This is a genomic window from Volucribacter psittacicida, from assembly GCF_004339025.1.
GTDB lineage: Bacteria > Pseudomonadota > Gammaproteobacteria > Enterobacterales > Pasteurellaceae > Volucribacter > Volucribacter psittacicida.
Genome location: NZ_SMFT01000001.1, coordinates 682834 through 694106 on the forward strand (window position 1 = coordinate 682834; position 11273 = coordinate 694106).

Here is an 11273-nt window from a genome sequence, read left to right on the forward strand (position 1 = left end):
TGCTTCCTTTAGAGCCTTAATTTTGCGAGCCATTATATAATAGATTGCTCGGTTTTCGCATAGAAATTATTATGCCTGAAAAAATAATACGATATTGTGATCTAAACGAAATTTTTACAAAAAAGTAACCATTTCTCCCCAAAGGTATTAACAGATAAATACCCTTTTATAAACAATATAAAACAACGCTTTCACATGATTAACGCCGACGATAAAAATACTATTACCTCGATCACAAATTTCCAATTTTCCTTTTGAATATTAAACCTGTAAAGATTAGTATACACACCGAAAAATAATAAAAACCTTACAAATATTAGGAGTATGTATGTCTGTGTCAAAATCATCCCCTCGCTGGAATAAATTTGATGTAATTTGGATGTTAAACTTATTTGGGACTGCTGTTGGAGCAGGCGTGTTATTTTTACCCATTAATGCAGGAATGGGGGGCTTTTGGCCGCTCGTCGTTATGGTAATTTTAGTAGGTCCAATGACCTATCTTGCTCATCTCGGTTTAGCTCGCTTTGTGCTTTCTTCGCGTAAACCGGGTAGTGATATTACCGAAGTGGTAGAAGAACATTTTGGTAAAACCGCAGGGAAACTTATCACGCTACTTTATTTCTTTGCCATTTTTCCTATTCTGTTAATTTATGGTAATGGTATCACTAATACTGTAGAGTCTTTTATGGTTAATCAATTATCTTTACCATCGCCAAATCGCATTATTTTATCTTTCGTGCTTATTGCTACCCTCATTTCAGTAATGCTGATGAATGAAAAAATTATGCTCAAAATTACGGAGTTTTTAGTTTATCCTTTAGTACTTATTTTACTCGGATTATCCCTTTATCTGATTCCTCATTGGAATAGTTCAATGTTGCACGAATTGCCAACATTACAAAACTTTATAGGGACATTATGGTTAACTATTCCCGTTTTGGTTTTTTCCTTTAACCACTCTCCTGCGATCTCTGCCTTTTCACAATCACAATTACGCCAATATCAAGATCCTAAACGTACCGAACAACACGCTAGCCAAACCTTAAGAGGAACGGCAACCATTTTACTTGTGTTCGTTATGCTATTTGTCTTTAGTTGTGTATTAACACTTACACCACAAGAATTAGCCCTAGCACGAGAACAAAATATTAGTATTCTTTCTTTCCTTGCCAATAAATTTGATAACCCCTATATCTCTTATTTTGGTCCATTGGTCGCTTTCCTCGCGATCACTAGTTCATTCTTTGGTCATTATTTAGGGGCGAGAGAAGGGCTAGAAGGATTATTAATCAAAATGCGTCAAACTCAACAACCGATTAACCGTAAAAAATTAAATTATTTCACCGCACTTTTCTTTCTCTTAAGTTTATGGGGCGTGGCGATCATTAATCCGAGTATTTTAGGCTTAATTGAATCTCTTGGTGGCCCTATTATCGCTATGATTTTATTTATTATGCCGATGTACGCCATTCGCAAAGTTCCAGCGATGAAACGTTACCAAGGAAAATGGAGCAATGTTTTTGTTACTGTTATGGGATTTGTCGCCATTTCAGCGGTGATCTATAGCTTATTTTAATTTTATAAAAAATCGGTAAAATAGCCGCCCCATCGCCTGTTGTTCGCTTAATACCCTTATACTACGGACAACAGGCTTAGGCTTAACAATAAAAATAATAATGTGAGTATGTATGATTAGTGTATTTGATATGTTTAAAGTGGGTATTGGTCCTTCCAGTTCGCATACTGTTGGTCCAATGAAAGCAGGTAAACAATTTATTGATGATTTAATTCAGCAACAACAGCTTGAACACATTACCGAAATACAGGTTGATGTTTATGGCTCTTTATCTATGACAGGGCGTGGGCATAATACGGATATTGCGATTATTATGGGATTAGCAGGCTATCTCCCTCATAATGTTGATATTGATTTAATTCCACGCTTTATTGAACAACTTAAACAGACCGCATTATTGCCACTTGCTGAGGGCAAAGTGAGCGTAAAATTTGACTATAACCGCAATTTACAATTTCATCATAGCTTTCTTCCTTTACACGAAAATGGTATGCGTATTAAAGCATTAAGCCATAATGATGTCGTCTATCAACAAACCTATTACTCCATCGGAGGAGGATTTATTGTTGATGAAGCTCATTTTGGCGAACAACAAACGACACAAATCAATGTGCCTTATCCTTATAGCAATGCCCAAGACGTTTTGAATTATTGTAATGATACCGCCCTCTCCATTTCGAGTTTAATGTTACAAAATGAGATCGCATTACACGGCAAAACTGCCTTAAAACAACATTTAAACTTGGTATGGCAAACGATGAACGATTGCATTGAACATGGTTTAAACACCGAAGGATTATTGCCCGGTCCATTAAAAGTGCCTCGCCGTGCTGCAACCTTATATCGAATGCTTGAAGCCAACAATAATTTATCCAATGATCCAATGAAAGTCATTGACTGGGTCAATATGTATGCACTTGCAGTGAATGAAGAAAATGCCGCTGGCGGACGAGTGGTTACCGCCCCAACCAATGGTGCTTGTGGCATTGTCCCCGCAGTATTGGCTTACTACGGTAAATTTATCGCCCCCATCACAGAGAACGTTATTGAACGTTACTTATTAACCTGTAGTTTCATCGGCTCTTTATACAAAATGAACGCTTCAATTTCTGGGGCAGAAGTAGGTTGTCAAGGAGAAGTGGGCGTAGCTTGCTCAATGGCTGCGGCTGGATTAACAGAAATATTAGGCGGCAAACCAGAACAAGTTTGCATTGCGGCTGAAATTGCGATGGAGCATAACCTTGGTTTAACCTGCGATCCCGTAGGCGGGCAAGTACAAGTGCCTTGTATTGAACGTAACGCTATCGCTTCAGTAAAAGCCATTAATGCCAGCCGTATGGCATTACGTCGCACAACAAGCCCAAGAGTCAGTTTAGACAAAGTCATCGAAACGATGTATGAAACAGGCAAAGATATGAATGCAAAATATCGTGAAACCTCACAAGGAGGGCTAGCGATTAAGGTGGTTTGTCATTAAGTTTACTAAATTAAGAATAAAAAGTATAGTCGTTCCCATTTAAAATGGTCAAAGACCGTACAAGTAGTACAGCGAGGTGCACCAACGCTGTATCATGTTAAAGTGGGACGACCATATATTTCAACGTAAACAGTAATATTAATGCTTCATCTTAGCCAAAACCTCACTGCTCCGTAAATACTCTTCTCGGTTAGGATCAACGGTTTTGGCTTTTTGAATCATTTTTTCAATAGTAATGCCCTGTACCAAAATGGAAAAAAGTACCACTGCATAGGTTAATACTAACAATAAATCATGTACATCAATGCCTGTATCGCCAATAAAGGTTGTTCCTTTTGGAATAGATAATGCCATTGCCATAGATAGACCGCCGCGTAAGCCTCCCCAAGTTAGAATTTTCAAGGTATAAGGGTTGTATGTTCTAAAGCGTTGCATTACTTTGAAAGGTAACCATAGACTTGCAAAACGGGCGAATAAACAAATTGGGATCGCCAATAACATAAGGATAAAACCTTTAAAGGTAAAATCAACCAGCAATAAAGCAAAGCCAATAAGAAAGAATAATAATGAATTTAAGAAATGATCAATCATTTCCCAAAAATGATCGAGATAACGTTGACTTTGTTCGGAAAATCCTTTTTGTCTTGTCCAATTTCCTACCATAATCCCAGCAACCACCATGGCTAATGCCCCTGATAAATGTAATACATTCGCTAGCATAAAACCAGCGGTTGGGATAGTTAAGGTTAATAAGATTTCTAAACTTCCGTCATCGGTATTTGAGATTAATAAATGTGCCACAAAGCCTAAAACCAGACCAAATAATATACCGCCAATAGCCTCGTGAAAAAATAAGCCTAAAATACCGCTAATCGTAGGCTCTTGCCCACCAAAAGCAACGGTAAAAATGGTAATAAAAATGACTAACCCTACACCATCATTAAATAAGGATTCGCCTTCTACTTGCATAGACAATCGTTTTGGCGCTTTGAGGTTTTTAATAATGGCTAATACCGCAATAGGATCTGTTGGCGAAATTAAAGCCCCAAATAACATACAATAAATAAAATCGAGAGATAAACCAATTAGATTGGCACCTAAATAAATAAGTCCACCAACGATAAAGGAAGAAGCAAGGGTGGAAAATAAAGAAAAAGTGGCAATTTCCCATTTTTGATCTTTCATAACGGGTAATTTTATGCCTAATGCCCCAGCAAATAACAGAAAGCCTAAAATTCCATTTAATAAGAAGCTCTTGAAATCAAGCTCCTCCATAACAACTTTGGCAATAGTATCAAGGTTAAACCAATTCAAATAACCTAAAACAATTAAAATTAATGACCCCACCATTGCGGAAGCTGTAATAGCAATAGTCGATTGTATCTTATCGTTAATTTTACTGGTGATAAATCCGAGTAAAATAGATAAAGCAGATAAAAAACAAATATAGCTATAAATGCTCATAAATTAAACCTTAAAAAAATATAATGACTCGTCCTATCTGACATTTTAATAAAACATGCTAAACTGTGAAAAATTCAACTCATATTATAGTCATTTCCATTTAAAGTAAGATGACGATAAATTGAATAAAATATTCATAATGCCCTTAAACACTGGCTTTAAGGGCGATGTGTAGTATAAGCAAAGTCTCACTATTTATAAAGATAAATATTATTAAATACCTCAAATGAATAAAATTAAAACCATTATTTTGAGCATTTTTGCTCTTATTTCCTTAGTTATTATCTATTTATTTTATAGTTTTGATCTCTATGATAAACCTAAAATCAGTTTATCTAGCGCAAATCCTGAAATCTATTATCCTGTTGTGGCAAACTATGATCGCTTGCTTTGTTATCAGGCTAAAACCATTACGCCACCATTTCCAAATAAAGTGAATGTATTAGTATGGAATATTCATAAAGGCGAAGATCAAGGTTGGAAGCCCGAATTAGAAAAACTTGCACAAGATATGGATTTAGTGCTGTTACAAGAGGCTTCTACTACCCAAAATATTGCTCAATTATTAAGCCCTATTTTATCTACTTCATTGTATGCACGAGCCTATTCTTACTTAAATAATGAAAGTGGCGTCAATACCTTATCCAAAGTAGCTCCTATTTCCTATTGTGTAGGCACTGAATCTGAGCCTTGGATTCAAGTACCTAAAGTAGGCATTGCTACTGAGTATTTACGTGCAAACCAGCCACCATTACTGGTTATTAATCTTCATCTGGTAAATTTTGAATGGAATCTCAATAATTATAAAATCCAAGTAGAACGTATGTTCCAAATTATCAATGAGCATCAAGGCCCTATTATTCTTGCGGGCGATTTTAACACTTGGAATCATCATCGTTTATCCTTGATTCGAGGTCTTGCAGAAAAATATCAGCTCAAAGAAGTTGGCTATACCAATGATGTGCGTAAACGTTTTATGGGAAATCCCCTCGATCACGTATTTGTACGAGGGGTTAAGGTAGAAGAAGCAAAAGTGATTAATACGGAAAGCTCCGATCACAATCCATTATTATTGCAACTTAGCCTGCAATAATATAGTCGTTTCAATTTAAAATAAGACAAGGCGGCACGCCGAAGACAGTACAACAAGTACAGCGAGGCGTGCCAACACTGTATTATTTTAAAGTGGAATGACTATATAATCCTGAAAAATATCATCAAGATGCTTAATCAAACAATCCTGTCCAGCGATGTATTCCTGTTGCCAGGCCTTTAATAAAACCTCTGGGGTAAAATATTTTTGAGCAAGCTCGGCAACAGGTAAATAACTAATATGCCAAGGTTCACGCCCCATTTTAGTTTGATTATCAGTTAAAAAAGGTAAAGCAAAATCAAAATGCGTTAAATTTTGCTGTAAAAACTCGCTAAGTTCGGCAAAATACCCCCCATTTTCATATTCCCAAGGCTCTAGTTGAAGCGATTGATGGGGGGGCAATAAATCAGGATCAAAAATATCAATTTCTGTTCCCCAATGATGACGACTCGCCCCCGGCAAAGCAGACCAACGCAAAATTGCCTGGCATTTTTGCCAAGGGGATAAATGGCTTAATTCAATAGCCTCTCCCTCATCATTATGCACCTTACGTTGTCCCACAAATTTAGCATTCCAAATTTGCTGCTGACGTTGGAAATCGCGAAAACTGCTGGCAGGTTGTAAATTAAACCCCGCTTTTTTTGCCTGTTGTTGCAAGGCTTGAAAAGCCTTATTGGCTTTTGGTTGCAAATAATGTTGTGTGGAAAAAGGGCAAGGTAAAGGTGCTAAATGAGCACGACTTTTACCTGTCAACATTGCCCAATCAAAATGATATTCTTGCATAAATACTTATTCAGATGCCAATAAAGGTGGCAACATAGCGAAATAAACTTGCCCCAAGGTCGCCAAATCTTGGCAACTCACACATTCATCAACTTTATGAATGGTCTTATTCAGCGGCCCTAGCTCCACCACTTCCCCCCCCATTAAAGCAATAAAACGCCCATCGGAGGTGCCTCCACTGGTTTCTAATTTAGGCGTAATATTCGCCACTTGCTGTAAACTTTCAACCACCGCATTCACTAATTTACCCGGTTGCGTTAAAAAAGGTTTACCTGATAACCACCATTCAATGCGATAAGATAACCCATATTTATCCAGCAATTCCGCCACTTTCTGCTTAATGATTTCATCCGTGACTTCAGTACAATAACGTAAATTAAACTGCACATAAAGCTCACCGGGGATCACATTATTACTGCCTGTCCCAGCTTGAATATTGGCAATTTGCAAACTTGTCGGTGGAAAATAGGTATTGCCCTGATCCCATTGATACTGGCTTAATTCAGTCAAAAATGGCAAAGCCTTATGCACAGGATTATCCGCTAAATGAGGATAAGCCACATGCCCCTGCACGCCTTCAATATACAAATTCCCTGTTATTGAACCGCGCCGCCCATTTTTTACCACATCGCCTAATTGCTGGCTACTGGACGGCTCCCCCACCAAGCAATAATCAATTTTCTCGCCACGCTGTATTAAGGTTTCGACCACTCGTTTTGTGCCATCGTGAGCCGCCGCCTCTTCATCGGATGTTACCAATAACCCCAATGTTCCCTTATGGTTGGGATTGCTTTTCACATATTGCTCTAACGCCACCACCATCGCGGCTAACGAGCCTTTCATATCCGCCGCACCACGCCCATATAACATATCATCAACAATTTGCGCAGAAAATGGCGGATATTGCCATTGCGTTTCATCGCCTACTGGCACCACATCTGTATGCCCCGCAAAAGCCACTACAGGCTCGCCACTCCCATGGGTTGCCCATAAATTCAAGGTATCATTAAAAGGTAGCCATTCTAATTTAAAGCCCAAAGGGGCTAAACGATCTGCAATCAATTTTTGACAGCCCTGATCATCAGGGCTAATAGAAGGACGGCGAATTAACGCCTGAGCTAACGCAATAATCTCTGTTTTCATTCTTTTCTTTGCCTAAAAGTGCGGTGTTTTTTTGCAAAATTTTTAGTTAATAAAGGCTTGACGATATTCCGCCTCATCAAAGCCAATTAACGCCAGATTATCTTGCAAAATAATAGGACGTTTCATCAAAGTAGGCTGAGCGAACAACAACTCAAGTGCGGTCTGTTTTGACAAATTTTCTTTCACATCATCCGCTAAATTACGCCAAGTGGTACTACGCTTATTAACTAAACTCTGCCAACCAAACGCCTTTTCCGCCTGCTCAATAAAAAGTGGCTCAATGCCATCAACACGATAATCATGTAACTTATGCTCAATATGATGTTCCGCCAACCATTTCAAGGCTTTCTTTACCGTATCGCAATTTTTAATCCCATAAACAATAATCATTATGTTCCCTTATCAATCCATAAAACAAAGCATTATACTAACGTTTTTTATAGGTAAATTAAAGAGATAAGGGAAAATTTGGGTATTTGTAAAATTATAAATGAGATGCTAATACTAATTTTGCCTGTTCTTATATTAATAAAGTAACATTTCACCAGTATCTACGAAATAAACTTCCCATCTCTCCCAAAATCCCCTATACTGCCATACATTAGTCGGGGTGCTGTTGGTGATGTCATCATCAAGCTGAGAAAATACCCGTGAACCTGATTCAGTTAATACTGCCGTAGGAAACTAAGTATGCTTATCCCTTTCTTTAATTATTGCTTGCCTTATTTCTTAGTATTGACGATCTTTTCTTTCGTTCAATTTTGCAATAAGGACTTGCTATGCAATCTCAATTTTTAGCCAAGATTCGGCAACAAAATCCGCTGATTCATAATCTGACCAATATCGTAGTTGCCAATTATAGTGCCAATGGTTTATTGGCGTTAGGGGCTTCGCCGTTGATGTCTGATAATGTAGCAGAAGTGGCGGATATTCAGCAGTTTAATCGTGGTTTAGTGATTAATATTGGTACGCTATTTAGCAAAGGAGTGGAAGCGATGATTTTAGCGGGTAAAACCGCGAATCAACAGCATATTCCTGTGGTGCTTGATCCTGTGGGCGTGGCGGCAACGGCTTATCGTCGTGAAACCATTGATCGCTTGCTTGCCGAAGTGAAGTTTGCGGTGATTCGAGGCAATGCTGGCGAATTGGCGTGTATTGCTGGGGAGCAGTGGCAAAGCAAAGGGGTGGACGCTGGGCAAGGCAATGCCGATGTCATTAGCATTGCACAGCGTGTCGCTCAACAATATCAATGTGTGGTAGCCATCAGTGGGGCAACGGATGTGGTTAGTAACGGTGCCAATACCGCCTTAGTCCACAATGGTACGCCGATGTTTCCCAAAATTACAGGGTCTGGCTGTTTATTGAGTGCAATTTGTGCGGCTTTTGTGGCGGTAGCTGATCCCTCTCAATATTTTGCGGCAATCCTTGAGGCTTGTACAGCTTATGCGATTGCTGGCGAACTTGCCGCCCAACCACTCCAGCCGACCCAATATGGGCAATTCAATATGGCATTATTAGATGCACTTGGTGCGCTCAATGCTGAACAAATTACGCAATATGAGAGGGTAGATTATGTCTAAGATAGCACAAGCATTAACCATTGCTGGCTCGGATAGCGGCGGCGGAGCAGGCATTCAGGCGGATTTGAAAACCTTTCAAATGCGTCAAGTCTTTGGTACATCAGTGATTACGGCGGTAACCGCGCAAAATACGCTGGGCGTGTTTGATATTCATACCATTCCTTGTGGCAATATTGAGGCGCAACTCCAAGCCATTGCACAAGATTTTCAGATTAACGCCTTTAAAGTGGGTATGCTCGGTTGTGTGGAGATTATTGAATGTGTGGCGCGCCAATTAAAGCAACATCATTTTGGGCATTTTGTGCTTGATCCTGTGATGATTGCCAAAGGAGGTGCGCCCTTGCTACAACAAAATGCCATTGAAGCCTTAATTCAACATTTACTGCCCCTTGCTGATGTGATCACGCCAAATATCCCAGAGGCGGAAACTTTAACGGGGATTAACATTAACGATCAAGCAAGTGTGCAACAAGCGGCGCACCAATTACAAAAAATGGGCTGTCAAAACGTGATTATTAAAGGGGGGCATTATCGCCATTCACAAAGTGAATATTGTCAAGATTGGATTTTTACCCCCACAGAACACTTTAGCCTCACCACACCACGCATTGATACCCCACATACCCACGGCACAGGTTGCACCTTCTCCGCCTGTTTAACTGCCGAACTTGCCAAAGGGCGGTCTCTAACCCAAGCCATTAAAACCGCCAAAGATTTTATTACCGCCGCCATTGCCCACCCGCTCAATATCGGTCAAGGGCATGGACCAACCAACCATTGGGCTTATCAGGAGGCATAATGCAAACCAAACTCTCCCTTTATTTTGTCGCAGGTAGCCAAGACTTTCGCCATTTAGCGGGCAACCCTTGCGAACATTTTCTCAATACCTTAAACCAAGCCTTGCAAGCGGGCATTAGCTGCTTTCAATTTCGTGATAAAGGGCAATTTTCCCTTGCTACCCAACCGCTACAACAAAAACAGCTCGCCATTCAATGCCGAGATTTATGCCGTCAATATCAAGTCCCCTTTATCATCAATGATGATGTGGAACTGGCAATAGAAATTGATGCCGACGGTATCCACGTCGGGCAAACCGATACCCCTATCGCCCAAATTAAACGCAAAATCGACCGCCCTTTTATTCTAGGCTTATCCATCAACACCCTATCCCAAGCCCTCGCCAGCGATAACAACCCAGATATTGATTATTTTGGCGTTGGGCCGATCTTCCCAACCCAATCCAAAGAAGATCCCAAACCAGTGGTAGGATTAAATTTCATTCAACAACTCAGACAAGCAGGAATAAAGAAACCCATTGTCGCCATTGGTGGCATCAAACACCCCCAAGATTGTCGCCACCTCCGCCAAACAGGTGCAAATGGCGTTGCCGTCATCTCCGCCCTTACCCAATCCCCCAACATCGCCCAAAGCGTTCAACAACTACTCACAAACTAAGGAGAAAATATGACCTTTCAACAACTCAAACAACAATGCCCACACTGGCAAGACTATGTCAATCACCCCTTTGTCCAACAACTGCGTCAAGGCACCCTCCCCCTCGCCAACTTTCGCTACTATTTACAACAAGATTATCTTTTTCTTCTCCAATTCACCCGCACTTGGGGCTTAGCCGTTTATAAAAGCGACAACCTCGCCGATATGCGCGCCGCGCAACAAGGCATTAATGCAATGCTTGATCAAGAAATTCAACTACATATCCAATATTGCCAGCAATACGGCGTAACCGAACAACAACTTCAACACCTAGAAGAACACGCCGCCTGCATTGCCTACACACGCTATGTCATCGACTGCGGCTTAACAGGCACCCTCACCGAACTCCACACCGCCCTCTCCCCTTGCATACTGGGCTACGCCGAAATCGGCAAACAGGCTGCCACCCAAAGCCCAGCAAACAACCCTTACCAAAGTTGGATTAATATGTACGCCAGCCAAGACTACCAAACCGCCGCCCAACAAGCGGAAAGCACCCTAAACCGCTTACTCGCCCAACCTCATCAGCCAAACAAAATCCAACAGATTTTTAACACCGCTGTGCGTATGGAAATAGGCTTTTGGGAGATGGGGTTGAGGAATCAAGTGTAACGGCTATAAAAAAACAGCTTCGAACAAAGCTTGACAAGTTAGTCTGGATCT

The 11273-nt window shown here is 40.3% G+C and carries 11 protein-coding genes and 1 riboswitch; of the genes, 7 read left to right on the forward strand and 4 right to left on the reverse strand.

The genetic code is table 11. The annotated features are described in order from the left end of the window. Positions 1–328 precede the first annotated feature (328 nt). Positions 329–1576 (forward strand): serine/threonine transporter, encoded by a 1248-nt coding sequence (locus tag EV694_RS03080; RefSeq protein WP_132689059.1) that lies wholly within the window; start codon positions 329–331, stop codon positions 1574–1576. A 112-nt stretch (positions 1577–1688) separates the two neighbouring features. Then, a complete protein-coding gene (locus EV694_RS03085; protein WP_132689063.1) occupies positions 1689–3053 on the forward strand; it encodes an L-serine ammonia-lyase in 1365 nt (454 codons plus the stop codon). Between the two features lie 138 nt (positions 3054–3191). Here the strand turns inward: EV694_RS03085 and EV694_RS03090 are convergent, their stop codons facing one another. Continuing rightward, positions 3192–4517, reverse strand: a complete 1326-nt coding sequence (locus EV694_RS03090; protein ID WP_132689066.1) for a cation:proton antiporter — start codon at positions 4515–4517, stop codon at positions 3192–3194. Between the two features lie 226 nt (positions 4518–4743). Between EV694_RS03090 and EV694_RS03095 the strand changes: the two genes are divergently transcribed. Beyond that, complete coding sequence (locus EV694_RS03095; protein ID WP_132689069.1) at positions 4744–5610, forward strand: endonuclease/exonuclease/phosphatase family protein; 867 nt, start codon at positions 4744–4746, stop codon at positions 5608–5610. An 87-nt stretch (positions 5611–5697) separates the two neighbouring features. On the opposite strand, the gene EV694_RS03100 is transcribed toward EV694_RS03095, so the two are convergent. The 3 genes from EV694_RS03100 to EV694_RS03110 are packed head-to-tail and all read right to left on the reverse strand — an operon-like array spanning position 5698 to position 7926. Further along, a complete protein-coding gene (locus tag EV694_RS03100) occupies positions 5698–6393 on the reverse strand; it encodes a M15 family metallopeptidase (protein WP_243645959.1) in 696 nt (231 codons plus the stop codon). A gap of 6 nt (positions 6394–6399) precedes the next feature. Next, entirely contained in the window at positions 6400–7536 is a 1137-nt protein-coding gene (gene dapE / locus EV694_RS03105; RefSeq protein WP_132689072.1) for a succinyl-diaminopimelate desuccinylase, read from the reverse strand. 42 nt (positions 7537–7578) lie between these two features. Next, complete coding sequence (locus tag EV694_RS03110) at positions 7579–7926, reverse strand: Spx/MgsR family RNA polymerase-binding regulatory protein (protein WP_207859777.1); 348 nt, start codon at positions 7924–7926, stop codon at positions 7579–7581. A 206-nt stretch (positions 7927–8132) separates the two neighbouring features. Beyond that, positions 8133–8236: riboswitch (TPP riboswitch) on the forward strand. Positions 8237–8315: 79 nt separating this feature from the next. On the opposite strand from EV694_RS03110, the gene thiM reads away from it, so the two are divergent. Genes thiM through tenA form a run of 4 tightly spaced genes read left to right on the forward strand, consistent with a single transcriptional unit; the run spans position 8316 to position 11222 of the window. After that, entirely contained in the window at positions 8316–9116 is an 801-nt protein-coding gene (gene thiM / locus EV694_RS03115) for a hydroxyethylthiazole kinase (protein WP_132689076.1), read from the forward strand. Next, positions 9109–9915, forward strand: coding sequence for a bifunctional hydroxymethylpyrimidine kinase/phosphomethylpyrimidine kinase (gene thiD / locus EV694_RS03120; RefSeq protein ID WP_132689079.1), 807 nt, complete (start codon positions 9109–9111; stop codon positions 9913–9915). Before thiM ends, thiD begins: the two co-directional genes overlap by 8 nt. Next, positions 9915–10571 carry a thiamine phosphate synthase gene (gene thiE, locus EV694_RS03125; protein ID WP_132689081.1) on the forward strand — a complete coding sequence of 219 codons (657 nt, stop codon included), beginning with the start codon at positions 9915–9917 and terminating at the stop codon, positions 10569–10571. Before thiD ends, thiE begins: the two co-directional genes overlap by 1 nt. A 9-nt stretch (positions 10572–10580) precedes the next feature. Next, positions 10581–11222 carry a thiaminase II gene (tenA, locus tag EV694_RS03130; RefSeq protein ID WP_132689084.1) on the forward strand — a complete coding sequence of 214 codons (642 nt, stop codon included), beginning with the start codon at positions 10581–10583 and terminating at the stop codon, positions 11220–11222. Positions 11223–11273 lie beyond the last annotated feature (51 nt).

Bases quoted from the DNA above. Each gene is read 5' to 3' on its own strand.
- EV694_RS03080 (WP_132689059.1), top strand. From the start codon at position 329: ATGTCTGTGTCAAAATCATCCCCTCGCTGGAATAAATTTGATGTAATT.
- EV694_RS03085 (WP_132689063.1), top strand. From the start codon at position 1,689: ATGATTAGTGTATTTGATATGTTTAAAGTGGGTATTGGTCCTTCCAGT.
- EV694_RS03090 (WP_132689066.1), bottom strand. From the start codon at position 4,517: ATGAGCATTTATAGCTATATTTGTTTTTTATCTGCTTTATCTATTTTA.
- EV694_RS03095 (WP_132689069.1), top strand. From the start codon at position 4,744: ATGAATAAAATTAAAACCATTATTTTGAGCATTTTTGCTCTTATTTCC.
- EV694_RS03100 (WP_243645959.1), bottom strand. From the start codon at position 6,393: ATGCAAGAATATCATTTTGATTGGGCAATGTTGACAGGTAAAAGTCGT.
- dapE (WP_132689072.1), bottom strand. From the start codon at position 7,536: ATGAAAACAGAGATTATTGCGTTAGCTCAGGCGTTAATTCGCCGTCCT.
- EV694_RS03110 (WP_207859777.1), bottom strand. From the start codon at position 7,926: ATGATTATTGTTTATGGGATTAAAAATTGCGATACGGTAAAGAAAGCC.
- thiM (WP_132689076.1), top strand. From the start codon at position 8,316: ATGCAATCTCAATTTTTAGCCAAGATTCGGCAACAAAATCCGCTGATT.
- thiD (WP_132689079.1), top strand. From the start codon at position 9,109: ATGTCTAAGATAGCACAAGCATTAACCATTGCTGGCTCGGATAGCGGC.
- thiE (WP_132689081.1), top strand. From the start codon at position 9,915: ATGCAAACCAAACTCTCCCTTTATTTTGTCGCAGGTAGCCAAGACTTT.
- tenA (WP_132689084.1), top strand. From the start codon at position 10,581: ATGACCTTTCAACAACTCAAACAACAATGCCCACACTGGCAAGACTAT.